The organism is Boseongicola aestuarii, assembly GCF_900184815.1.
GTDB lineage: Bacteria > Pseudomonadota > Alphaproteobacteria > Rhodobacterales > Rhodobacteraceae > Boseongicola > Boseongicola aestuarii.
Genome location: NZ_FXXQ01000014.1, coordinates 1 through 24,081 on the forward strand (window position 1 = coordinate 1; position 24,081 = coordinate 24,081).

Here is a 24,081-nt window from a genome sequence, read left to right on the forward strand (position 1 = left end):
TACAACACGAAACGGCCTCACAGCGCCTTGGGATATCGGTCTCCGGCTCCGGAAACCATCATGCCAATAGACCGACGACCAGTCATGCACTAACAATCAAGTTGGACCAGTCAGATCAGGCTAGGCAGTCCAGCCAGACGAAGTTGAGAGTATTGGAGAAGTTCTAATAGAATGTGGCATCTCAACTATTGAAGTACCACTGAATTCTCCCGACCCTTTTAACAGCATTTCCAAACTGGCCAGACGGTTCGGAACGGTTGCGCAAGTCGGGGCGGGAACGGTTTTGGATGAGGCCGACGTGCGTCGGGTCGCCAATGTTGGTGGCAAAATCATCGTATCGCCCGATACTTCACCGAACGTTATCCAAGCGACGAAGGACGCCAACCTCGCCTCATATCCCGGTGTGTCGACACCAACAGATTGTTTTACTGCACTTCGCAATGGCGCGGATGGCCTGAAGTTCTTTCCATCGTCCATTTTGGGCATCAGCGGCTTCAGGGCAATATCCGTTGTCTTACCTGCTGACGTTAGAACCTATGCTGTCGGAGGCGCAGGGCCAGAAAACTTCAAAGATTGGTTGTTGGCAGGAATAACCGGATTCGGCCTTGGCTCCGCCCTCTACCAGGCGGGGTTCAATCCCGCAGAAGTTGCGAACCGCGCAAAAGATATCGTTGAGGCCTACGATTCCGCCGCTTCTCGATAAGTAGTTATCCTTTTTCAAGATGCTCTCGGGTGGAAATCGCGAAATAATTTTCCGTTAAGTAGACTGCGGCGCAACGCAATCGTAGTGACACCAACAATTGATGGCAGCAGTGTCCGAATAGCAGGCTTTCACGCAAAGCGCAGCGAATGACGGCTCCGAGCCCAAAGCGTCCATTTCCACCTCGCGCTCGACCTACAGGAAATGCCGTTGAATTATTCCTCCGAGATACCGGCCTGTCTTAGCCCATCAAAATACACGGAGGAATCGCCGCCTAGCGAGAACGTTGGGGGCAGCGAGTCCAAGATGTGCTTAAGAGTGATTCCGGGATGAGCTTCCCTGAATGCTTTCGATACCCGCGCCACCGCATCATCACTGACGGGAGAGAGATGTTGCGTTTCAGGCGCATGCGAAGTCTGCAGAAATTCGCTACGGTCCACGGTTCCGTCTACAATCACGTTAATCAGGAACGCAGCCTCTCAAATCGACCCAATTTCAAGTTGAACCGCGCCGCTGCTCTTGCCGAATGGCGCGGTCTCTGAGCGACATAAGGGGCAGCTTGACTGCCCGTTTGGAGACTGGTTCGAATTCGTCTGGCAGCACCCGATCACCGTCTGCTGGTTGTCGGATCAAGCACATCGCGCAACCAATCGCCGACGATGCTCATCGACAGAGTTGTGAGAAAAATCGTCATCCCGGGAATACCGGCGATCCACCAGGCATTCAGCAGGTAGTCGCGGCCATAGCTTAGCAGGTTTCCAAGTGAGGTATTTGGTGGCTGAATGCCGACCCCAAGGAAGCTCATCGAGGTTTCAAGGATCACCGTTTCGGGGAAGTTGATCGAAACTTGGACGATCAATGCCGCCATGATGTTGGGCAGGATATGAAGAAGATAAACACGCATCGTACCGCCGCCCAGCAGACGCACAGAGGCCGCGTAGCCATGGTTTACGGCCGACAGGGTCAGGCCACGGCTGATCCTTGCGTAGCGTTCCCATCCCTGGAAGCCGACGAGCAAGACGAATAGCAAAAGGTTGCCGGTACCAGTGACAGCTATGACTGACAACGCGATGATTACGAAGGGCATCGAGGCCTGGAAATCGACTAGCACCATGATGATGTCATCAACCCAACCCCGGAACCGCGCCGCAACAAACCCGATCGAACTGCCGACGACTGCGCCAAAGAGTGTGCCAAAAACTGCAACTGACATCGTCAGCTGAATTGATGTGAACAGGCGGCTTAAGACATCGCGGCCCAGATGATCAGTGCCAAGCAGGTGGAAGTTTCCATCCAAACCCGTTGCACCCGGCGGCAACAGTCGTGTCAAAAGCGATGTAGCTTGATAGTCGTACGGCATGATCCAGCGCGCGGTGATGGCGATGAAAACGATCAGTAGAAGCCACAACAGTGCCACCTTGACCAACCCTGGCGATGCCGTAATCGCGGCAAGCATGGCTCTCAGTTTCGAATGCGGCTCAAAGTGTTCTGCGATGTCAGCTCGCGGCATGGTTACTCCCCCGACCCGGAGCCAAACCGTTGGCGGGGGTCAATAATCAGATACAGAATATCGACTGTCAGGTTAGCCAGAACCATCGATGCGGCCGTCATCATGACAATGGTCTGCACGACGGCGAGTTCGCGCGATGACACGGCGTCGATTAACAATCGCCCAATGCCGGGCCAGGCAAAAACCGTCTCGGTTACGATCGATCCGCTGATCAAAGCACCCACCATGAAACCGATTACTGTGATCGCCGGAATTGCGGCGTTGGGGAGCGCGACGCTCCAGATAATCTCGCGCTCTGTCATGCCGCGGGCGCGGGCAGCGCGGATATAGGGAGCATTCAGAACTTCGAGCATGGAGGAGCGAACATAGCGTGCAATCACGGCGCCGCCGGCGGTGCCCAGTGTAATGACGGGCATTATCAGGTTGTACCAATGCTCGCTGCCATATGCGGGCAACAGCCTTAGATTCACCGACAATAGCAGAATCAGAAGGATTCCAAGAAAGAAATTGGGCAGACTAAAGCCGGTCACGGACAGTGTCATGATCGCCCGGTCGATACCGGAGCCGCGATTGACCGCAGCGAGTATGCCCAGAGGAAACCCTGTCAGCAGAATGAACGTAAACCCGGTCAGCGCAAGTTTCAGCGTCGCCGGGACGCGTTCCATGACGATCTCTAGTGCCGGGCGGCCATCGCGATAGGCATTGCCGAAATCGCCTTTTGCGATGTTGCGCCAATATTCGACATATTGCACACTCAGAGGACGGTTCAAGCCCCACTGCTCACGCAGTTGTTCCATAATGGCCGGGTCGGTGTCGTCAGGCATCATGGCAGACACCGGATCGCCGGTAATGCGAAGCACGAAAAATACAAAGGTGACTACAAGAAATAGCGTTAGCGCTGCTCGCAGCACTTTGCGGATGACGATACGGGTCATTGGGAGGAAAGCCTGTGTCCTGAGGATTCCGAGACGACATCGGGAATCGAAGCCAGCAGCTCTCGCGTATAGGGATGGCGCGGTGCTGCAAAAAGCAATTCCGTCTCATTCAGTTCGACGAGTTCGCCTGAGCGCATGACAGCGACGCGGTTGCACAGAGACCGCACCAGGCGCAGGTCGTGCGTGATGAAGACCATCGAAAGCTTGAATTGGCGCTGCAAGTTGCGCAAAAGCTCAATTATTCTCGCCTGCACAGATACATCCAGTGACGCGGTGGCTTCATCGCAGATCAACAGCTTTGGTCCCAGACTGATGGCTCTGGCAATCACGGCCCGCTGGCACTGCCCGCCGCTGATTTCGTGGGGATAACGGTCGGCATGAGCGCGTGCCAGGCCAACCGCCTCCAGAAGCTCGTTGCGCTTGGCTTGCCGCTCTCTGGCGGTGCCAATCCTGTGGATGACCAGCGGTTCTTCGATTTGTTTTCCGATTGGTGCGCGGGGATCAAGCGAAAGGTAGGGATTTTGCGGTACTAGTTGCACAGAGCGGGCAAATATTTTGTGGGCTTGCGTGCCCAGCAGCGGAACCTGTTGGCCACCAAAAAACGCTTTGCCTTCGCTGGTTGGTTCAATCCCAAGTATTAACTTTCCGATGGTTGATTTTCCGCTGCCGCTTTCGCCGATCACCGCAAGACTTTCGCCTTCGCGTAGGTCCAGAGACACTTTAGCGACCGCACGGAACACTCCATTGCGGGTTTTGTAGTCGCAGGCCGCTGATTTGAGTGACAACAGTGGTTCTCCCTCGGTGACCGGGAATTCCGCCACTGATGCACCCCCGTTTTCGACGTCGGAAATGCCCTCGGCTTCCGTCAATGAGTGAAAACAGCTGACCGAGTGGCCATGATTGTCAGTCGTCTCACCGGGCCGTTCTTGGCTGCATTGTGTGGATGCCTTGAAGCACCGCGGGGCGAAGGCACAGCCCACTGGCCGTTTGTCTGGAGACGGAACTTGACCTTTGATCCCGTTGGGGATGTGCCCGCCAAGTGTGGGCATGGAGTCGATCAGCCCCTTGGTATAAGGGTGGCACGGCGCACTCATGATCTGGGCAACCGTTCCTGCCTCGACGATGCGCCCCGAATACATTACGGCGACTCGGTCGCACACCTCGCTAACCACGCCCAGGTCATGGGTGACAAACACTACACCCATTCCGGTATCATCCCGCAGCTTGGAGATCAGGTCGAGGATCTGGGATTGAACAGTGACGTCAAGCGCCGTCGTCGGCTCGTCCGCGAGCAATAGTAATGGCTGCCCGGCCAGCGCCAGAGCAATCATCACCCGCTGATTCTGACCGCCTGACAATTGGAAAGGATAGGAATGGAACCGCTCTTCGGGTTCCGGCATCTCAACCCGGTGCAGAAGGTCAAGCGCGATGGTCCTGGCTTTGACCCGCGAAATACCTTGCAGGCGCGCCACAGTGTCCGTCAGTTGCTTGCCAATCTTTTGGATCGGGTTCAGCGAGGCGCTTGCGTCCTGAAAGATCATTGCTGCGTCACGCCCGCGCACTTTGGTCAGTGATCTCGGATCGCTTCTCTGGTCAAGATGGGCCGACCCAATTCGAATATCGCCCCTGAGCGACCAATCCGGCCCCAACAGACCAAGTGCAGCAAGACAAGTTACCGACTTACCGCTGCCACTTTCGCCGACAAGGCCCACGATCTCGCCGACTCCAACGGTAAGCGAAATATCGTCGATGATAGGGACGGCAGCGGCCTCACCCCCCAAAATGACCGAGAGCGCGCTGATTTGAAGCGGCAATCTCTCTGAACGCAATGGACGTGCTATGGGTTCGGTCATTTGCTCTCACATAAAAAGTATCAGCCGCCGCCTCGGCGCCGAATAACTGCAATTGGCTCCGACGCTCGATCCCGCGTCGTCAGGTTGCCCAAATTTTCAGTGCCGGTCTCGATGTCAATTTCCTGAGAAGGGGCATGTGCTATTGCCTTTCACCAAGGACGGATCGTCAAGCACCAGGCCTGCTGGTTCATTCGGGTTTGCAAGTCGCCAATTCACGATGTCAACAATTCCACTGGCTACATGGTCTGCGCGTCGCCCAACAGTAGTCAGGCTTGCCCCTTGTCCGGACAGCGCCTCATGCGCACGCAGATGCACTATGTTGACGTCGCCGGGAACGTCCAAACCAGCTATTGAAAAGCCCTTACGGATATCGTCGGCCTTAAACCGACCAGATACGATGTATGCGCTAGGTTTTGATGTGCGGCCCGCCAGTTCCTTTGTCATGGCGGCGCCAATCTCTTCTCCGCCACCAACTTCAACGGTTTCGCTGTTGACCCGCAAGATCAGCGGTTCCGGCTGATCCAGCGACGACGCAAAGTATTGCGAGTAAAGATTTTCGATTTCGGCATAGCCGGCGGCTGCGTCCAGACTTTCGGTCAGAAGGCCGATGCGCTCATGACCCAATTCGCGCAGATGGCGCAGCGCCAAAGCGATGCTTTTTGCCCGGTTCCGGACAATCACGTCGACATCAAGAAACTCCAGTTGCCGACCCTCGACAATCATGTGGCGCGCCTTGGACTTAAGCAACGCCAGCGCCTCAACCGGCAGGATGGAGCGCCGCGGTTGCAGCACGCAGACATCAAAACCGCCCTTGCCCAGCAGGTCGTGCAAGTCCGAGACATCAGCATAACTCACACAAATCGGCTTATGCCCGCCTTCAAGCAGTGCAGCTTGCAAGAGCAATGTGATTTCTGTACCGCGCGAACTTGGAGTGGAGTGGCTGATAATCAGAACGCGTGCACCCCTGCCGGCAATATCGGTCGAGTGCGACTGGTCTCCCCCGGCGATGAAAGACCCGCGCCCGACAAAGCTTTGGATGAGCCCCTCTTCCTTGAGAGATTCAAACGCGCGCTGCACCGAAAACTGGCTGATCGAATACCGGGCCGCCACATCGCGGATCGTAGGGACTCGCGTGCCAGCGGCGAGCCCCGCGAACTCCGCACGCAGCGTGTCAACAAAGTTCGTTCCGCTCGGTCGATCGGCCATCTTGATCCTCTCAATGGTTGATCTTTACTCAACAATGTGATTGTTTGTCAAACAAATTGTATTGCAAGGATGACTTGTATGGCGCCTTTTGTAATGAATGATCTGTCGCGTCGCTACACAAATGTCGAGTATGCCCCGGTGGACATCTCAGAATATGCCGATGGCAACATTGGTATTCCCTATGTGTGGAGCTACGACTCCAAACAGCCCGGCCCTCATGTGATGATATGCGGCATCATGCATGGCAACGAGATTGCCGGGGCGGAAATTCTGGTCAGGATGCTAAAAAACACGGTGCGCCCAGAAAATGGCAGGATCACCTTCTGCTTTGGTAACCCAGACGCCTACGCCCGCTTTGATTGCGCCGCACCGTACCTCAATCGCTTCATCGACGCGGATATCAACCGCGTTTGGGGGCCGGAGTTAGAAGATCCGTACAATCAGGGCAGCGAGGTTCGACGGGCGCGTGCACTTCGTCCAATCGTCGACACGGTCGACTACCTTCTGGATATTCATACAATGCAGGGGCGTGGCCGCCCCGTTGCCCTTATACAGGGCAAAACAGCCGCGCTAGATTTGATCGCAAACATCACTAGTATTCCTATCGTCCTGACCGGAACGATGCACCAAGCCGAGCGTCTGCGCCTGCGTGACTATGCGCAATTCGGCGATCCTGACGACAAGGCCGTTGCGATCCAGTTGGAAGCAGGCCAGCATTGGGAGGCGTCGGCGATTGCCCAGGGCGAACTTATTGCGATGGATTTTCTTGAGTGCGTCGGCGTCCTGCCGCGACAATCGAAACCAAGGGCGCAGAAACAACTGCACCTAGAGGTCGTTGAAATTGTCCTGCCAAAAGGCGGCATCTTCGAATATGCTAAGGATTTTGAGAATGGCACGTTCTTTCCGCATCGGGGAGCTCTGCTTGGATTTTCCGGCCCGGAGCGCGTAGAGGTGCTTACGCCGATCGATAACTGCTATTTTATCATGCCGGTACATTTCCGGTTGGATGGTGGCAGCTGCGGGCGGTTCGCCAGAAGTATTCCCGGGAAGGTCTCTGCTTAACCCTCAATTATGCAAAGACCAGCCTGCAGCACCGGCGCCATGCACCAGAGCGTCCACTTATTCCTTGAGAAATGCCACTTAGCTGGGCGGAAAGATAAGGGCCGGCAACTCGCCGGCCCCGTCAGAAAATGCATAGTCGGATCAGATGTTGGCTGGGCCAAAGTCAAGATATGGCAGCGTATAGGGTTGCCAATCCAGGTCTTTTTTCTTGCCGTAGAGCCAGACTTCCTGAAACAGAACGATGCCCATGGGGTCGTTAGTTTCCCATTCCTCCATCATGGTTTTGAAGGCCTGCCGCCGCGCAACTGGATCTGGATTCTCTTCTAGAATCTTGCCGCCAGAAATAAATGCCTCGTTCTCCCAGCCCCAGCCGCGTCCCTTAATGACAGACGGCTTGAATAGACGCCAAAGGACGGTGGCCGGGTCCTGCCAAACCATCGTGGCCGACATGTTGCGGATCGAGTGATGCGCTTTGGTGATTTGCTTCCAGTTCTCCCGGATCTGTAATTCGACATTGATTCCAACACCGCGCCACATCTCGGCCAGCACTTCGGCGACGGCAACCTCGGTATCAATCACGTTGGGAAGTAGCGGATAGTCGATGACCTCGCCGTTATACCCTGACAAGGTAAGCTCCTCTTTCGCGCGCGCAAGATCGTAGGCAGGCTTTGGGTAGCTCGCATCGTAGATATCGCCAAAACTCGGCAACTGCAGCCCGTTTGGCACTGAGGCGCGCCCGGCAAACAATGCATCCGCGATCAATTGTCGATCCACCGAAAGGCTTAGGGCGCGGCGGAAATGCACGTTCTTCATCATCGGATGCGCAAACTCTCCCTGATTGAAGATTAGGATACGCATCTTCGCTCCGGGACCACCTACGACCTCTATGTCTCCATAGCTCTCAATTGTGTCGATTTGGTCGGCGGGAACAACGGTGATCATGTCGAAATCACCGGAGGCCAAGCCCGCGATCCGTCCGGCAACTTCTGGAACTTCGACGAATTTCAGCGAGGCGATATTCGGCTGTCCGCGCCAGTGGTCATCAAAAGCTATCAGGTTGAAGGCGTCGGTGTTCAGGCTATCCACTTTGAAGGGCCCTGTGCCAACTGGATTAAGCGCCCAGGCCGCATAACTCTCCGCCGCCAGGTAGGCACGTTTGTTGACGACCTCGCCGCTCCACATCGCAAAGCGTTGTTCGAGGATCGGATCAACACCGTCCATCACAATGCGCACGGTCAGGGGATCGACAACATGAACCTCCGCGATGTTCGAGAAGAACTGTGAAAGTCGCACGGGGCCGTCACTTTCGCGGCGCTCTTTCGAATAAGTAAAAGCCACGTCCTCAGCGGTCATCGTATCGCCGTTGTGGAATTTGACGCCTTCGCGCAGACGGAATGTGATCTCCTTGTGGTCTTTTATCTCCCACGAGGTAGCAAGACCGGGCGCCGGTGCCATCTGATTCTGGAAGTCCAATTCAATCAACTTGTCGAACACATTGTATGAGATCGGCACGGTGAAATCCGAAGTGTCCCGGCCAGGACTGATGTTTTCGGGCAGCCTCTGCACGCCTACAACAACATTGCGGCGCGTTTGTGCTGACGCGATCAGCGGCACCATTGAGGCTCCGGCAGTGACGCCAAGCCCTTGCAGGAATCCCCGTCTGGCAAGTGTGAGCATTTCTTCCTCCCTGATTTCCCGACTCGGTGTGCGCACCGGAAGTCACCCTTGAGACCATTGCATATAATACAATACAAATCAATATGGTTGTTTGTATGTATGCAATGACCGATAGGCCGACTACATAGCGCCGGCCACCGAAGACGCCGCTATCAGATGGCCTCCGCGGTTTCGCCCTCGTTCGTAGCGAGCGACCCAAGTTATTAAGAGTCTCCTCAGGGCTTGCGAACGGCAGTTCGACGGCCCGGACAGAAGAGCTTGGCAATCGCTGCGAGCACTGGTTGGGGCCGGTTTTGGCAAATCGGCAACCACAGCAATTCTCGATGCAGAGACCACAAATCCGCGAGCTTACGCGCAGAGCGGATATTGAGGCGGAGCGCAGCGAATGACTGTTTTGAGCCCGAAAGGGTAATTGGATAGAGCAGCACAGAAAGGGTAATTGGATAGAACAGCACAGAAAGCTTGTTTCTGCGCAGCCGCGATGCTGGAATGCTTGGTGACAGGGACGGGGCTGTATTGCATTGGCTACGAAAGCGGGCTGGGAGTAGTGAGAAGAAAATATTCAGACGAGATAGCTTGGTAGTTTCGCCAGTGGCAAACCAATTTCACGGGGCTAAGACAGCAGAATGTTTGGATCATTTGAGGTAAGAACTAGAAGAGTCATGCCATCAGACGCCATCTAGAAGCTTGACCTCCAATCACCCATGAAATAGGACTTCGTTCGGTCAAGCGGGCGTTGTGTAGTGGTAAGACCTTAGCCTTCCAAGCTAATGACGCGGGTTCGATTCCCGCCGCCCGCTCCAAAAATCCATTTCCGACAAATTACCTATAAAAAAGATAATTCGGTTCAGTTACTGATTTGAAATTATAAGATAAATAGAATTTTGATCGCCTGTCTTCCAAGCTAATGACGCGGGTTCGATTCCCGCCGCCCGCTCCAGACCTTTTTCCTTTAAAATCCAGTTTTTCGTGGCCTCGTCACAATGTCGCCTTGCGGCTTGTTTCGCTCCCGGTTTAAATCTGGCCCGTACAATGACCGATGCTGCTGATGTAAATCCCGAAGACCGCGCAAAATCGCGCAATGTCCGTGCCTTGAGCGCGCTCTGGCCGTTTGTGCATCCCTACAAGTGGCTGCTGGTCGCTGCTGGCGCGGCATTGGTCCTGACGGCGATGATTTCGCTTGTCCTGCCGCTGGCAGTGCGTCGGGTGGTCGACGGGTTCGAAACCAAAGAAACCGAACTGCTGAACAGCTATTTCATTGCAGCAATGGGCATTGCGGCCTTGCTCGCGCTGGGGTCGGGGCTGAGGTATTATCTTGTCACGCGTCTGGGCGAACGGGTTGTCGCGGACATTCGCGTCGCAGTTTTCAACCGCATGGTCGCGATGAGCCCGGCGTTTTACGAGCGCCTGATGACGGGAGAAGTCCTGAGTCGGATCACCACGGACACGACTTTGATCCAAAGCGTCATCGGGTCGTCGATTTCAATCGCTTTGCGTAACCTCCTGACTTTAATGGGAGGTTTGGCGCTTTTGGTATTCACTGCTCCAAAGCTCGCGGGGATTGTGATGCTGTCGGTGCCGGCGATCATTGTGCCGATCGTCGTGCTTGGACGGCGGCTGCGGTCGCTCAGTCGTGAAAATCAGGATTGGATTGCGAATTCGTCCGGGGCGGCATCCGAGACGCTGTTGTCGGTGCAAACGGTGCAGGCTTTTACCCATGAAGACCCGAGCCGGGTTGCGTTTTCCGAGCTTACCGAGAAGTCGTTTGACGCAGCGCGCCGCCGGATCCTGACGCGGGCAATCATGACGGTGATCGTCATCACAATGGCGTTCTTCGGCGTGGTTGGCGTGCTGTGGAGCGGTGTTTACGATGTGCGGCAGGGCACTCTGACAATCGGTGAGTTGGTGCAGTTCGTGATCTATGCGGTGATGGTTGCCGGATCGGTTGGGGCCCTGTCGGAGATCTGGGGAGAGTTGCAGCGGGCGGCGGGTGCGACCGAGCGTCTTGTGGAGCTACTGGAAGCGGAAGATACGGTGCGCGACCCTGTTTCGCCCGTGGCTGTGCCGGATCGCATGTTGGGGGCTGTAACGTTCGACAACGTGACGTTCCGCTATCCGGCGCGACCCGAGGTGGCCGCGCTGGATGATGTGAGTTTCACGATCAAACCGGGTGAAACGGTGGCATTGGTCGGACCGTCAGGTGCGGGGAAATCGACGGTAATTCAATTGCTTCTGCGGTTTTACGACCCGAATTCGGGGCGGATCATGGTGGATGGACATGCGCTTGAGCAGATGACGCGGTCTGACTTTCGCCGCTCGATGGCTTTGGTGCCGCAGGACCCTGTGATCTTTGCGGACACCGCACGCGCCAACATTCGGTTTGGTCGCCCTGACGCAACGGACACCGAGGTCGAAGAGGCGGCGAAGGCGGCTGCGGCGCATGAGTTCCTGACCGCTTTGCCGGATGGCTATGACAGCTATGTAGGAGAGCGCGGGGTCATGTTGTCGGGAGGGCAGAAGCAACGGATTGCCCTGGCGCGGGCCATCTTGCGGGATGCGCCGATCCTGCTGCTGGACGAGGCGACCAGCGCGTTGGATGCGGAAAGCGAGCGCGCGGTGCAGGACGCTGTTGACCGATTGGCAGAGGGGCGCACGACGCTGGTCGTGGCGCATCGACTGGCAACGGTGAAAAAGGCCGACCGGATTTTGGTGTTCGACGCCGGACGTATCGTCGCGACGGGGTCGCACACCGCGCTGGTGGCGGAGGGCGGTCTTTATGCGCGTCTGGCGCGATTGCAGTTTACCGACGGAGTTGCCGCCGAATAAGCAGTGTGACGCAGCGTGCCAAACGCGCGTCCCTTGCGATTTACCCGAATTTTGTCAACAAACCCTTAAACGCACGGACAAAGTCCGGCATTCAAGGGAGGAACGGCCATGAGCGACTTCACGTCGATGGCGGATCGCAACGCGATCGAAGAGGCAATGACATGGGCAGAGCGCGGCTTGCCGACTAGCGTTTACGGATTGTTGTCACGCACGACCGAGAAATTCGGTGCGCGCAATGCGGTGTCCTTTCAGATCTTGTCGGGACCGACGGACAAAGCCGAGACGCTGACCTGGTCGGACTTGCACGGCAAGGTGACACAGGCGGCGAATATGTTCCGCGCGCTCGGTATTGGTGACACCGATGTGGTGGCCTATCTTTTGCCGAACGCGAACGAAACGGTCATCACGCTTTTGGGTGGCACGGTGGCGGGCATTTCCAACCCGATCAACCCGCTTCTGGACGCCGAGCAGATCGGTGCGATCTTGCGAGAAACCGGCGCGAAAGTGCTGGTCACGCTGAAGCCTTTCCCCAAGTCGGATGTGGCCCAAAAGGCGGCCGAGGCCGTGCGGCTGGCGCCCAATGTCCAGACCGTACTTGAGGTTGATCTGAACCGCTATCTGACGCCTCCGAAATCGTGGATCGTGCCGTTTATCCGCCCCAAGAACCCGGTGCAGCATTCGGCCAAGGTGCTGGATTTCAACGTGGAACTTGCCAAGCACAACACAACGCTCGATTTTGACGATGCGACCGTGGACCGGGCTTGCGCCTATTTCCATACGGGCGGGACCACGGGTATGCCGAAGGTCGCGCAGCATCGGTTTTCGGGCATGAATTACAACGGCTGGCTTGGGCAGGATTTGCTGTTTGACGAGGAGAGCGTTGTCATTTGCCCGCTGCCTTTGTTCCATGTCTTTGCCTGCAATGTGATCTTGATGTCGATGGTAGCGTCGGGAGGACATGTGGTATTTCCGACGCCTCAGGGGTATCGCGGGGACGGGGTTTTCGACAACTTCTGGAAGTTGATCGAGCGTTGGAATGTGACTTTCATCATCACCGTACCGACCGCGATTTCCGCGATGATGCAACGCCCCGTAAACGCAGATATTTCGTCGGTCAGGACAGCGTTTTCGGGCTCGGCTCCTTTGCCGGTCGAGCTTTACAAGCGGTTTGAAAAGGCCTCGGGCGTTGAGATCATCGAAGGCTATGGGCTGACTGAAGCGACCTGTCTGGTGTCATGCAATCCAATTGGCGGCGTGAAGAAGGTTGGGTCGGTCGGAATACCCTTCCCGTACACGGATGTGCGGATATTCGAGGCGACGTCAGATGGAGTCAGCGAAAGCGGCGTCGATGATATCGGCGAAATCTGTGTGGCGAATCCCGGGGTTGTGATGGGCGGGACATATACGGAGGCCGCGAAGAATCAGGGGCTTTATCATGAGTTCGGCGGCAAGTCTTATCTGCGCACAGGCGATCTCGGTCGGCTAGATGCGGAAGGCTATTTGTGGATCACAGGGCGCGCGAAAGACCTGATTATTCGGGGTGGGCACAACATTGATCCGGCCGAGATCGAAGAGGCTTTGGCGGGCCATGATGCGGTTGCGATGGCGGGGGCGATCGGGCAGCCGGACGCGCACGCGGGCGAAGTCCCGGCCGTTTATGTGGAGTTGGTGCAGGGCGCGAAGGTCAGCGAAAAAGAGCTTTATGACTATGCGATCGAGCGTATTGCCGAGCGCGCAGCCTATCCAAAGCACATTGAAATCCTTGATGAATTACCGAAAACAGCCGTAGGCAAGGTGTTCAAGCCCGATTTGCGCCGGCTTGCGATAGCAAGGGTGTTCGACGCGTCGCTGGCGGAGGCCGGTCAGGGAGCGAAAGTGGACAAGGTCGTCGAGGACAAGCGGCGTGGGCTGGTGGCGCGGATTGCCAGGACGGGCGAAGCGGACGACGCGAAAGTCGCTGAAGTGCTAGGCGCATTTGCAGTTGCCTGGGAGTGGGAAGCTTAACAGTTTCGCAAAAGTCTTAACGAATTGCCCCGAATTTGCCGTATTTGAAGCGGGTTTCGCCACATTTCAGTCAGGAAAATCGGTGATCTTGGTTTTTGAAACAAGATCGGGATTTTCGAAATGGCATTTGTTGGAATGGGGTTCGGACTGGGCGTGGTTGCTGCGTTTGTGGCGTTTCTCAGCGGGGCAAGTGCAGCGGTCGTCGTGCTGGCTTATATCGGAACGGGCATGGCGGTTCTGCTGGCAGCCCTTGTCAGCGCGATGATGTTTGAAGACGTTTCCGGCAAGGTCGAAGAAGACCCGTTGCTGGTACCGCACCGAAAGGTCAATTCAGGAAGACCGAGTATCGCACAATCCGGTTGTTGTCTGAATCACTGATGTAATAACGGTTACCGCTGACGGCGACCCCCTCGGGGTCGTCGAATTTGTTTGGGCCGATGCCGGGTGTACCGTCTCCGAGGACTCCGAGAAAGGTGCCTCCGTCGGGGCCTTCGGGGTCGATCAGAAGGATGCGGTGCATGTCCTGATCGGCGACGACCAGAAAGCCGGTTTCGGTGAAATCCATATAGCGCGGGCCGACGAGGCCGAATTTGTCGGCGTCGATTACCTGAAGCCTTTCAAGGTCTTGGCTGTAGCGCACGAGGCGGCGCATACGATTGTCGCCGATCCAGATGGTGCCGTCCGGCGCTTCGGCGACGTCGTGTGCTCCGAGATGGCCTTCGATGCCGTTCAGGGGCTGGAGGTCTTCAAAGGCCACCAGCGCGCCCAGTCCGCTGGCCATGGCATAGATGCGGCCCGACGAGTGATACAGCGCGCCTTCAGTGCCGGGCGCGCGCACTCCGATGTCCGGGGGCGCACGCAAGGCGTCGAGGCTTTCGTAGAGGGCGACGGCACTGGCCCCCGTGACCGCGACGGCGACTTCACCATTTGGGCCGAACGAGATATCACGCACGGCCGGCAGGAAGCCAGCACCAAGTTCTTCAATGAATTCAAGAGTTTCCGGGTCGAACACCGCAATGCGCGCTTTGAGTTTGTCGGCCACGTAAAGGCGACCGTCGGGACCAATGGCAAGGTCGTGAGGATCGCCGAGAATGGCCTCGGACGCGAGATCGAAGCTGGCGAAAGGCCCGACGTCAAAAGACTGTGCCAGAGCAGGCGGTGCGAGAAGTGTGAGGAGGGCGAGAAATCGAAGCATGCGCGAAGGCTAGCATGCTTTGCCGCGATACGGGGCCAGGTTTTTTGATCATTTCGATTGGCGCATTAGGCCGGGCGGTTCCAATTCGTCGCGAGGGACATTCGCTTCGCGTTTGGAACGCCCGTAACCGACAGCGCGCTTTCGCGGCGGGGACGTCTGTGAGAGGTTTGATCCTGTATCGGCCCGTTATCCTAATATTTCGTTGCCAAGCCGTGCGAATTCGCGTGTCGTCATTAAAAATGACAGGAGGGACGCATGAGCAAATCGGTTTCGTTTACGGAAATGAAGCGCGGCACGCGCGAAGACTATGAATTGCTTGAGAAGTTTGAGGCGAAATATCAGGCGGGGACTGCGGATCGGATACTGGCTGAATTGCGCCGTCAAGGGGCGGCGTCAATTGAAGGATACAAGATCACGCGTCTGGACCACGGCCTGCAGTCGGCGACGCGCGCCGAGGCAGATGGCGCGGATATCGATTGGATAGTCGGGGCGTTGCTGCATGATATCGGAGACGGGTTGGCACCCCAGAATCACGACAGATTTTCGGCCGAGGTGATCCGGCCCTTCGTGCGCTGGGAGGTGTCCTGGGTGGTCGAACACCACGGTATATTTCAGATGATTTACTATGCGCACCACTATGGCTGGGACGCGAATGCGCGGGATCGGTTCAAGGACCATCCCTGCTTTGACGCCTGTGCGGCGTTCTGCGAGCAATGGGATCAAGCGTCGTTTGATCCGGACTATGTGACCAAGCCACTGGAGCATTTCAAGCCAATGGTGCGGGAGGTTTTTGCACGCAAAGCCTATGCGTCGGAGGTGGTGCGGGAGGGCGTTGTAACGGGTGTGCCGGGTGCCAGTTGATACATATCGTCGCTTTGCTGTGGAAAGGTTAATTATAGAGTGTAATATGCTGAAAACACGAGGAAATGGCATGTCTGTGCAGCGTCGGTATAACGTCGGTATTGCGTCGGTGCGAGCGTTCTGGGGCAAAAATACGCGGTTAATGGGCCGCGCGCAGCGTTAATCGTTGAACTTTGACGCGCAATGCATTGTTTTATTGTAATATAATCTGATAGTTTGTGTTGACTGGAATGGAAATGGAGGAAGCTCATGTCGGATTTTGCGAATTACCCAAGTCTGAAGGGCAAGCGGGTTCTGGTGACCGGCGGGGCCTCGGGGATCGGGGCTCTGACGGTGGGCGCATTTGCCGAGCAAGGATCGGATATTGCGTTTCTGGATCGGGATTTGGAGGCGTCAAAGCGGGTCGCCGGCGAGACGGGCGCGCGTTATGCGCTGTGCGATTTGCGCGATATCGCGGCGTTGCGCGAGGCGATTGCTTCGCTGGGGGAATTCGACGTGTTGGTGAACAACGCGGCGCGCGATGATCGGCATGACTGGCGGGAAGTGACGCCGGAGTACTGGGACGAGCGGATGGCGACGAACATCAGGCATATGTTTTTCGCAATACAGGCCGTGGCGCCGGGGATGATTGCCGCCGGGGGCGGGTCGATTGTGAACCTTGGGTCGAACTCGTGGTGGGAGGCCGGGGGGGGATTTCCGGCCTACGCGACGGCCAAGTCGGCGGTGCATGGGTTGACGCGGACGATGGCGCGGGATCTGGGGGATCACCGGATAAGAGTGAATACGGTGGTGCCGGGGTGGATCATGACCGAGCGCCAGAAGGAGCTTTGGGCGTCGCCTGAAGCGTTGGAGGCGCATCGGGCACGCCAGTGTCTGCCGGATCTGATCGAGCCGGTTTACGTGGCCCGGATGGTGCTGTTTCTGGCGTCAAGCGATGCGGCGATGTGTTCGGCGTCGAACTATATGGTAGAAGCCGGGTCGATCTGAGGCGGGTTTTTGCTTTGTTGATGAGGATTTGGGGGATATGGTCGCCTTATTGTATTTAAGAATTGAGGCGGCGACGGAGGGATCTATGGCCGGTTTTAAGTGGTACATCGTTTTGGCGGTGCTGGGGATTATCCTGGCAATGAACATGCAGGAGCTTTGGGGGATTTTCTAAGGGGCGCGAGAAATTCGCTTAGACCCTTTAGGGCAGGTTCACGTTTATTGATTTCTACGCTTGCCCTCTCATCGCTTCTTCGAAACGACTGCCGGGCCGTTATATTGCTTTGCAATAGGACTTTGGTGCTGCCGGAGAGAATTGAACTCTCGACCTCTCCCTTACCAAGGGAGTGCTCTACCTCTGAGCTACGGCAGCCAGTGAACGGGCGCCGGGATAGCCGCAAAGTCGAAATCGCGCAAGCGTAATCTGGACGCTATATGGCGGCTGGGGTAGAGAGGCTCTATGGGCAGAAAAACCTCCTCTGATGGACCGAAAAGTGCCAAGGAGGCGCGGGAGGCGCGGCTGAAGGCTGCGTTGAAGGCGAACTTGTCGCGCAGGAAAGCGCAGGTGCGGGCGCGGACAGGTTCAGGGGCGGAACGAACAGTCACCGAAACAGGTGGCGCGGGCAAAGATAGGGCAGATTGAGGCATGGATTCGATTGTGGTGAAGGGCGGGGCTGAGCTTCGCGGAGAGATACCGATTGCGGGGGCGAAAAACGCGTGCCTCACGCTTATGCCAGCCACGTTGCTGACGGAAGAGCCTTTGACCTTGATGAACGCGCCGCGTCTCAGTGACATCAAGACGATGACCACGCTTTTGCGGTCGCTGGGAGCGGAAGTGTCAGATTTGCAGGGCGGACGCGTGATTGCGATGTCCTCGGCGGGGCCGGTGAACACGCATGCGGATTACGACATTGTGCGCAAGATGCGGGCGTCGAACCTTGTTCTGGGGCCTCTTCTGGCGCGGGAAGGACATGCGGTTGTGTCTCTGCCGGGGGGCTGTGCGATCGGCGCGCGGCCGATGGATATTCACATTTCCGCTCTGGAGTTGATGGGGGCCGAGATCGAGCTGAAGGATGGCTATCTTCATGCACGCACGAATGGCGGGCTGAAGGGAGCGAAGGTACCTTTGCGGTTTGCCAGCGTGGGCGCGACCGAGAATGTGATGATGGCGGCGACTTTGGCGAAGGGGACCACGGTGATCGAGAATGCGGCGCGCGAGCCGGAGATTGTCGATCTGGCCGCGTGTTTGTCCAAGATGGGGGCACAGATTTCCGGGGCGGGGACGTCGAAGATTGAAATTCAGGGTGTGGACCGGCTGGGGGGTGCGACGCATCCTGTGGTGACGGATCGGATCGAGTTGGGGACGTATATGCTGGCGCCTGCGATCTGCGGCGGCGAAGTGGAGTGTCTGGGCGGCAAGATCAGTTTGGTCGAGGCGTTTTGCGAGCGGTTGGATGCGGCAGGGATTTCCGTTGAGGAGACGCCACGCGGGCTGAAGGTTGCGCGCAAGAACGGTCGGGTCACGGCGGTGGATGTGGCGACCGCGCCGTTCCCCGGTTTTCCGACAGATTTGCAGGCGCAGATGATGGCCTTGTTGTGCACGGCCGACGGGGTGTCGCATCTGGAAGAGACGATTTTCGAGAACCGTTTTATGCATGCGCCCGAGTTGATGCGCATGGGGGCCGAGATTGACGTGCATGGGGGCATGGCGACGGTCAGGGGCGTGGATCAGATGCGCGGGGCGCGGGTGATGGCGACGGATTTGCGCGCCTCGGTGTCGTTGATCCTGGCTGGATTGGCGGCCGAGGGTGAGACGGTTGTGAGCCGGGTCTATCATCTGGATCGCGGTTACGAGCATGTCGAGGAAAAGCTGGGTGCCGTGGGTGCCCAGATTGAGCGGGTGGCAGAGTGATGGTCGAAGACGCGCGGTTCGAGGACGGGGGCGAAAAGGCGTTGCGGCTGAAGGCTTTGGAGCCGGACGAGTTGCCGGTGATTGCGTCCTTGGTGCAGGATGCGGTGTTTCCGGGCAATGAGATGAAATGGGACCGGCGGGGGCGAAGGTTTGCGCTTTTGCTCAATCGGTTTCGGTGGGAAGACGGGCGCTCGCCCGAGCGGGTGCAGTCGGTCTTGACGATTGAGGATGCGGTGCGGGTGGCCTCGCAAGGGGTTGAGCGAGGGGACGCGGATATGGTGTTGTCTTTGCTGACGCTGGAATGGGAGCCGGGCGAGGACGGGACGGGCGCTTGTGTTTTGACGCTGGCCGGAGATGGCGCGATCCGGGTCGAAGTCGAGGCTTTGGAAGTGACCTTGACGGATGTGACGCGGCCCTATGTGGCGCCGTCGGGCAAGCGGCCGGAGCATCCGGGCGACTGACCGGTCGGTTTTGGGTGCGGGGCTTTCGGGGCTCTGCCCCCGGCCTTGCGGCCTCCCCCGGGATATTTTTGAACATGAGAAGTTTGGGCGGCGGCGTGGGGCTGGGCGGCTTGTGATTGCAGGGGCTGGCGCTTGGCGTTATGTCCACGGCAACAGGAAGGTGCTGGATATGGCTCAGTTTTTCTCGACTTCGGATGCGGATTTTGACGATCGCTTTGTGGCTCTTTTGGGGGCCAAACGCGAGGATGCGCCCGATGTGGATGAAGCTGTGGCGGGGATCATCGCGGATGTGCGCAGCCGCGGCGATGCGGCCCTTGTGGAGCTGACGGCGAAGTTTGACGGGTTTGATTTGTCGGCGGGGGCGATGGCGTTTTCCGAGGCGGAGATCGACGCGGCGATTGCCGCGGTGCCGGAGGCGGAGCGAGCCGCGCTGGAGTTGGCGGCGGAGCGTATCCGGGCTTATCACGCGCGCCAGATGCCCGAGGATCAGTTCTGGACGGATGAGACGGGCGCAATGCTGGGGTGGCGCTGGGGGCCGGTTTCGGCGGCCGGTTTGTATGTGCCGGGCGGTTTGGCGAGTTATCCGTCGTCGGTGTTGATGAATGCGATACCGGCGCAGGTGGCGGGTGTGGAGCGGTTGGTGATGGTGACGCCGACGCCGGGGGGCCAGATCAATCCGTTGGTGTTGCTGGCGGCGCGGTTGTCGGGCGTTGAGACGATTTACCGGATCGGCGGCGCGCAGGCGGTGGCGGCATTGGCCTATGGGACGGAAACGGTGCGGCCTGTCGACATGATCACCGGGCCGGGCAATGCTTATGTGGCGGCGGCGAAGCGGCGCGTGTTCGGCAAGGTCGGGATTGACATGATCGCGGGGCCTTCGGAGATTCTGGTGATTTCGGATACGGATAACGATCCGGACTGGATCGCGACGGATCTGATGTCTCAGGCCGAGCATGACGAGAGCGCGCAGTCGATATTGATCACCACGGATGCGGTATTTGGCGAAGCGGTGATGGCGAGCGTTGAGAGCCTGCTGAAGACGCTGGAGCGGCGCGAGATTGCGAGCAAGAGCTGGCGGGATTTCGGGGCGGTAATCGCGGTGCGGGATTTGGGCGAGGCGGCAGCCTTGTGTGATGAGATTGCGCCGGAGCATCTGGAGTTGTGCGTGGCGAACCCGGAAGCTCTGGCGGCGAATATTGCCCATGCGGGCGCGATTTTTCTGGGCAAATGGACTCCGGAAGCGATTGGCGATTATGTAGGTGGGCCGAACCATGTGCTGCCGACGGCGCGGTCGGCGCGGTTTTCGTCCGGCTTGTCGGTGATGGACTTCTTAAAGCGTACGACGCTGGCGAAGATGACGCCGGGGGCTTTGGCGGCGATTGGCGGGGCGGCGGAAACATTGGCGAAAAGCGAGAGCCTTGAGGCGCATGGGTTGAGCGTGCGGGCGCGGTTGGATCAGTTGAACGAGGGGGCTGAGTGATGAGTAGAATTGTCGAGATCGACATTGACGACAGCGCGCTGGCACCTCCGACGCCGGAGATTGAGCAGGAGCGGCGGGTGGCCGTGTTTGATCTGTTGGAGGACAATTCCTTCGTGGTGCCTGCGCGCGACGGGCGGGCCGTACCAGAGGGGCCGTATCGGTTGCATCTGGCGATACGTGAGCGGCGGTTGGTGTTTGATGTGCAAACCGAAGGCGGGGAGCCGGCGGCGGAGTTTCATTTGGCCTTGGGTCCGTTTCGGCAGGTTGTGAAGGACTATTTTCAGATTTGTGAGAGTTACTTCGATGCGGTGAAGAAGCTGCCGCCCAGCCAGATTGAGGCGATTGATATGGCGCGGCGCGGGATTCACAACGAGGGCGCGCGGGTTTTGCAGGAACGGCTTGAGGGCAAGGCCGAGGTGGACACGGATACGGCGCGGCGTTTGTTCACGCTGATCTGCGTGTTGCATTTCGGAGGCTGAGGGTTGGCCGATCTGCCCCATTCGGTGCTTTTTTGCTGCGATCACAATGCGGTACGATCCCCCATGGCAGAGGGGATGATGAAGAAGTTCTACGGACAAGCAGCCTATGTGCAGTCGGCTGGCGTTTACAATGACATGGAAGTCGACGGGTTTTCCGTGGCGGTTTGTGCCGAGTTGGGCATTGAGTTGGAGCGGCATCGCTCGCGCAGTTTCGACGAGATGGAAGAATGGGGCGACGATCTTTCGGGGTTCGATCTGGTGGTCGCTTTGTCGCCTGCCTCGCAGCGTCGGGCGTTGGAGTTGACGCGGTTTTTCCATCTGGATGTGGAGTATTGGCCGATCTTGGACCCGACGGGGCTGGGCGAGGGACGCGAGGCGAAACTGGCGAGTTACCGCGAGGCGCGCGACCAGATCAAGGCGCGGATGCTGGCGCGGTTCGGGCCGCCGACGGAAGACGGCGCGTGATTTCGCGCGACTTTTGACGTCTTGGCAAGGTTTCTTCGATAGGTCATTCGGCGTACCCCGGCGAGCGGTGTGGTTTGGCGCATTGGTTTTGGAGGTCGTGTTTGGACGGATTGGCGGTGTTTGGCGGCGATGTAGGGCCACAGCGCCGTGATCTTCTTGGGAAATCGCGAGAATTGGCTTGATAATTGCCGGATTCGCGCCCATTTAAGCCTCGCCCGACTAACGGGTGATACTTAGGAGACAACATGGCCAAGGAAGAACTGCTCGAATTCCCTGGTGTCGTGAAGGAACTCCTGCCGAACGCGACATTTCGGGTCGAGCTTGAAAACGGCCATGAAATAATCGCGCATACGGCAGGCAAGATGCGCAAGAACCGCATCCGTGTTCTGGCCGGGGACAAGGTCCAGGTCGAGATGACACCGTACGACCTGACAAAAGGTCGGATCAACTATCGCTTCAAGTGACCTTTGACGGTGACGATGATGATGGGCGCGCGGTGTTGCGCCCGCGGTTGATCCTGGGCTCGGCAAGCCCGCGCAGGCGCGAATTGCTGGCACAAATCGGTGTGGTGCCGGACGGCGTCTTTCCAGCGGATATAGACGAAACCCCTTTCAAAGCCGAACTGGCGCGCCCCTATTGCGCGCGCGTGACCTTGGCCAAGGCCGCCGCCGTTCAGCGGGCGGCGGGCGAGGTGGCTTTGGTGGCCGATACGACCGTTGCGATGGGGCGGCGGATTTTGGGAAAACCGGAAGATGAGAAAGAGGCGGCGGCCTTCTTGCTGGCGCTGTCTGGGCGGCGGCACCGGGTGGTGACCTGTGTGGCGGTGGTTTCGGACAAGGGCGTGCGGCACCGCGTTGTCGAAAGCCAGGTGCGGATGAAGCGGTTGAGCGACGCCGAAGTGAACGGGTATCTTGCCAGTGGTGACTGGCGAGGCAAAGCGGGTGGCTATGCCATTCAGGGGCCGGCGGGCACGTTCATTCCGTGGATTTCGGGCTCATATTCTTCGATTATGGGACTGCCTTTGGCGGAGACGGCCGTGTTGCTGCGCGATGCGGGCTATCCGGTGGAAGGGGGTTGGTCGTGAAAGGCACTTTGGCGGTTCTGGGTGAGGTGAATGGGGTAGCTGCTGCGGCTCTGATGCGGGATGGTGTGCTGGACGATCTGCTGGTCGACGCGCCGGATGACCGCATCCGGCCAGGCGCGATTTTTCGCGCGCGCGCGACGCGGCCCATGAAGGGGCAGGGTGGGTTGATCCTGTCGAGCCCGCAGGGGCCGTTGTTTTTCAGGCAAGCCAAGGGAATTGCCAGCGGGCAGCGTTTGATTGTGCAAGCGACGACCTATGCCGAGGGCGGTAAGGCGACGCCGGTCACGGATCGTATTGTTTTCAAAAGCAGATATTGTCTGGTAACGCCCGGGGCGCCGGGGCTGAACATTTCGCGGGACATAAAGGATGAGGAGCGCCGGGTCGAGCTGCGCGCTTTGTGCGACGGGGAAGTGGGCGAGGACGGGCTGGGGCTGGTGCTGCGCTCGGTATGCGCCGGGGCGGACGACGACGCGGTTCTGGATGATGTTTTGGAGATGCTCTCCCTTGCCAGACAGGTGTTGTCCGAGTCGGTGGAGGGCGATGAGGAGTTGCTGCTGGACGGACCGGATGCGCAGTCTTTGGCGTGGCGCGACTGGCCCGAGGCCGATCAGGTTGACGCCGAGCCGGGCGCGTTTGAGCGGCACGGGATTGAGGATGAAATTGACGCGCTGGGCCGCGCAAACGTGTCTTTGGGCGGCGGTGCGCATATGTATGTCGAGCCGACGCGGGCGTTTGTGGCTGTCGACGTGAATACGGGCGGGGATACCTCACCCGCGGCTGGTTTGAAGGCCAACATTGCGGCCATCCGGGCGTTGCCCCGGGCCTTGAGGGTGCGGGGTTTGGGTGGGCAGATTGTGGTGGATGCGGCGCCGATGCCAAAGAAGGACCGCCGCCAGGTCGAACAGGCCGCGCGGATGGCGTTCAAGTCGGATTCGATCGAGACGTCTCTTGTGGGATGGACGCCGCTTGGGCATCTTGAAATGCAGCGAAAGCGCGAGCGATTGCCGTTGAAGGAGAGTTTGACATGAGTTGCCCGATTTGCAGTGAGCCGACGGAAAAGAAGTACCGCCCGTTCTGTTCAAGCCGCTGCGCGGATGTGGACTTGGGGCGTTGGATGCTGGGCAAATATGCTATTCCAGCGGAGGCTGTTGAAGAGGATGATCGTACGCCGGTGCGTGATGAGGGTGACGACGAGCGAGTGCATTGATTTTTTAGTGCAAATGCTCTGGACAGCCCCGTGGCCTGTCATTAGAACGCAGCGACCCCAGACGATGACGCAAGTCCTTCGTTCCCGTGCCCGGGTAGCTCAGGGGTAGAGCAGTGGATTGAAAATCCTCGTGTCGGTGGTTCGATTCCGCCCCCGGGCACCACTAAAAATCAATAAAAT

21 protein-coding genes, 3 tRNA genes and 2 pseudogenes are annotated in these 24,081 nt (G+C 58.0%); 19 read left to right on the top strand and 7 right to left on the bottom strand.

Annotation, left to right across the window (positions count from 1 at the left end; translation table 11 throughout):
- Nucleotides 1–139: 139 nt before the first annotated feature.
- Together BOA8489_RS16650 and BOA8489_RS20850 are read left to right on the top strand one after the other, a co-directional pair.
- A pseudogene (locus BOA8489_RS16650) lies at nt 140–703 on the top strand (2-dehydro-3-deoxy-6-phosphogalactonate aldolase); the annotation flags it as partial.
- A gap of 380 nt (nt 704–1,083) precedes the next feature.
- Nucleotides 1,084–1,242 (top strand): annotated as a pseudogene (locus BOA8489_RS20850) (IS6 family transposase); the annotation flags it as partial.
- A gap of 65 nt (nt 1,243–1,307) precedes the next feature.
- Here the strand turns inward: BOA8489_RS20850 and BOA8489_RS16660 are convergent.
- The 4 genes from BOA8489_RS16660 to BOA8489_RS16675 form a co-directional block, all read right to left on the bottom strand.
- Nucleotides 1,308–2,210, bottom strand: coding sequence for an ABC transporter permease (locus tag BOA8489_RS16660; RefSeq protein ID WP_093975448.1), 903 nt, complete (start codon nt 2,208–2,210; stop codon nt 1,308–1,310).
- Nucleotides 2,211–2,212: 2 nt separating this feature from the next.
- Nucleotides 2,213–3,145 carry an ABC transporter permease gene (locus BOA8489_RS16665; protein ID WP_093975449.1) on the bottom strand — a complete coding sequence of 311 codons (933 nt, stop codon included), beginning with the start codon at nt 3,143–3,145 and terminating at the stop codon, nt 2,213–2,215.
- A complete protein-coding gene (locus BOA8489_RS16670) occupies nt 3,142–4,998 on the bottom strand; it encodes a dipeptide ABC transporter ATP-binding protein (protein WP_093975450.1) in 1,857 nt (618 codons plus the stop codon). The genes BOA8489_RS16665 and BOA8489_RS16670 overlap by 4 nt, the downstream gene beginning before the upstream one ends.
- A 114-nt stretch (nt 4,999–5,112) precedes the next feature.
- On the bottom strand, nt 5,113–6,204 hold the full coding sequence (locus BOA8489_RS16675; protein WP_093975451.1) for a substrate-binding domain-containing protein: 1,092 nt from the start codon (nt 6,202–6,204) through the stop codon (nt 5,113–5,115).
- 93 nt (nt 6,205–6,297) lie between these two features.
- On the opposite strand from BOA8489_RS16675, the gene BOA8489_RS16680 reads away from it, so the two are divergent.
- On the top strand, nt 6,298–7,266 hold the full coding sequence (locus BOA8489_RS16680) for a M14 family metallopeptidase (protein ID WP_176440346.1): 969 nt from the start codon (nt 6,298–6,300) through the stop codon (nt 7,264–7,266).
- Nucleotides 7,267–7,407: 141 nt separating this feature from the next.
- Here the strand turns inward: BOA8489_RS16680 and BOA8489_RS16685 are convergent, their stop codons facing one another.
- Nucleotides 7,408–8,943 (bottom strand): ABC transporter substrate-binding protein, encoded by a 1,536-nt coding sequence (locus tag BOA8489_RS16685; RefSeq protein WP_093975453.1) that lies wholly within the window; start codon nt 8,941–8,943, stop codon nt 7,408–7,410.
- A gap of 729 nt (nt 8,944–9,672) precedes the next feature.
- On the opposite strand from BOA8489_RS16685, the gene BOA8489_RS16690 reads away from it, so the two are divergent.
- The 4 genes from BOA8489_RS16690 (at nt 9,673) to BOA8489_RS16705 (ending at nt 14,151) form a co-directional block, all read left to right on the top strand.
- Nucleotides 9,673–9,746 (top strand) — tRNA-Gly (locus BOA8489_RS16690).
- Between the two features lie 229 nt (nt 9,747–9,975).
- Nucleotides 9,976–11,769 (top strand): ABC transporter transmembrane domain-containing protein, encoded by a 1,794-nt coding sequence (locus BOA8489_RS16695; RefSeq protein ID WP_093975454.1) that lies wholly within the window; start codon nt 9,976–9,978, stop codon nt 11,767–11,769.
- 108 nt (nt 11,770–11,877) lie between these two features.
- Complete coding sequence (locus BOA8489_RS16700) at nt 11,878–13,773, top strand: acyl-CoA synthetase (protein ID WP_093975455.1); 1,896 nt, start codon at nt 11,878–11,880, stop codon at nt 13,771–13,773.
- A gap of 120 nt (nt 13,774–13,893) precedes the next feature.
- On the top strand, nt 13,894–14,151 hold the full coding sequence (locus BOA8489_RS16705) for a hypothetical protein (protein WP_093975456.1): 258 nt from the start codon (nt 13,894–13,896) through the stop codon (nt 14,149–14,151).
- Here the strand turns inward: BOA8489_RS16705 and BOA8489_RS16710 are convergent.
- Entirely contained in the window at nt 14,099–14,968 is an 870-nt protein-coding gene (locus BOA8489_RS16710) for a Vgb family protein (RefSeq protein WP_093975457.1), read from the bottom strand. The genes BOA8489_RS16705 and BOA8489_RS16710 overlap by 53 nt on opposite strands.
- Nucleotides 14,969–15,223: 255 nt before the next feature.
- On the opposite strand from BOA8489_RS16710, the gene BOA8489_RS16715 reads away from it, so the two are divergent.
- The gene (locus tag BOA8489_RS16715) at nt 15,224–15,829 is read left to right on the top strand and encodes an HD domain-containing protein (protein ID WP_245813928.1); all 606 of its coding nucleotides are present in this window, start codon (nt 15,224–15,226) and stop codon (nt 15,827–15,829) included.
- 249 nt (nt 15,830–16,078) lie between these two features.
- Nucleotides 16,079–16,816, top strand: coding sequence for an SDR family NAD(P)-dependent oxidoreductase (locus tag BOA8489_RS16720; RefSeq protein ID WP_093975458.1), 738 nt, complete (start codon nt 16,079–16,081; stop codon nt 16,814–16,816).
- Nucleotides 16,817–17,111: 295 nt separating this feature from the next.
- On the opposite strand, the gene BOA8489_RS16725 is transcribed toward BOA8489_RS16720, so the two are convergent.
- Nucleotides 17,112–17,186: transfer RNA gene (locus BOA8489_RS16725), tRNA-Thr, on the bottom strand.
- 273 nt (nt 17,187–17,459) lie between these two features.
- Between BOA8489_RS16725 and murA the strand changes: the two genes are divergently transcribed.
- The 10 genes from murA to BOA8489_RS16780 all read left to right on the top strand — a co-directional run bounded on the left by murA (nt 17,460) and on the right by BOA8489_RS16780 (nt 24,064).
- The gene (murA, locus tag BOA8489_RS16735; RefSeq protein WP_093975460.1) at nt 17,460–18,725 is read left to right on the top strand and encodes a UDP-N-acetylglucosamine 1-carboxyvinyltransferase; all 1,266 of its coding nucleotides are present in this window, start codon (nt 17,460–17,462) and stop codon (nt 18,723–18,725) included.
- Nucleotides 18,725–19,186: a DUF2948 family protein gene (locus BOA8489_RS16740; RefSeq protein ID WP_093975461.1), complete on the top strand. Its 462-nt coding sequence runs from the start codon at nt 18,725–18,727 to the stop codon at nt 19,184–19,186. The genes murA and BOA8489_RS16740 overlap by 1 nt, the downstream gene beginning before the upstream one ends.
- Before the next feature lie 169 nt (nt 19,187–19,355).
- On the top strand, nt 19,356–20,666 hold the full coding sequence (gene hisD / locus BOA8489_RS16745; RefSeq protein WP_093975502.1) for a histidinol dehydrogenase: 1,311 nt from the start codon (nt 19,356–19,358) through the stop codon (nt 20,664–20,666).
- Nucleotides 20,666–21,145 carry a UPF0262 family protein gene (locus BOA8489_RS16750; protein ID WP_093975462.1) on the top strand — a complete coding sequence of 160 codons (480 nt, stop codon included), beginning with the start codon at nt 20,666–20,668 and terminating at the stop codon, nt 21,143–21,145. The genes hisD and BOA8489_RS16750 overlap by 1 nt, the downstream gene beginning before the upstream one ends.
- 3 nt (nt 21,146–21,148) lie before the next feature.
- A complete protein-coding gene (locus tag BOA8489_RS16755) occupies nt 21,149–21,610 on the top strand; it encodes an arsenate-mycothiol transferase ArsC (RefSeq protein ID WP_093975463.1) in 462 nt (153 codons plus the stop codon).
- A 245-nt stretch (nt 21,611–21,855) separates the two neighbouring features.
- On the top strand, nt 21,856–22,074 hold the full coding sequence (gene infA / locus BOA8489_RS16760) for a translation initiation factor IF-1 (RefSeq protein WP_007205486.1): 219 nt from the start codon (nt 21,856–21,858) through the stop codon (nt 22,072–22,074).
- Nucleotides 22,071–22,694, top strand: a complete 624-nt coding sequence (locus BOA8489_RS16765; protein ID WP_245813932.1) for a Maf family protein — start codon at nt 22,071–22,073, stop codon at nt 22,692–22,694. Before infA ends, BOA8489_RS16765 begins: the two co-directional genes overlap by 4 nt.
- Nucleotides 22,691–23,722 carry a ribonuclease E/G gene (locus tag BOA8489_RS16770; protein ID WP_245813934.1) on the top strand — a complete coding sequence of 344 codons (1,032 nt, stop codon included), beginning with the start codon at nt 22,691–22,693 and terminating at the stop codon, nt 23,720–23,722. The genes BOA8489_RS16765 and BOA8489_RS16770 overlap by 4 nt, the downstream gene beginning before the upstream one ends.
- Complete coding sequence (locus BOA8489_RS16775) at nt 23,719–23,901, top strand: DNA gyrase inhibitor YacG (protein WP_093975464.1); 183 nt, start codon at nt 23,719–23,721, stop codon at nt 23,899–23,901. The genes BOA8489_RS16770 and BOA8489_RS16775 overlap by 4 nt, the downstream gene beginning before the upstream one ends.
- A gap of 88 nt (nt 23,902–23,989) precedes the next feature.
- A tRNA-Phe gene (locus BOA8489_RS16780) sits at nt 23,990–24,064 on the top strand.
- Nucleotides 24,065–24,081: the final 17 nt, after the last annotated feature.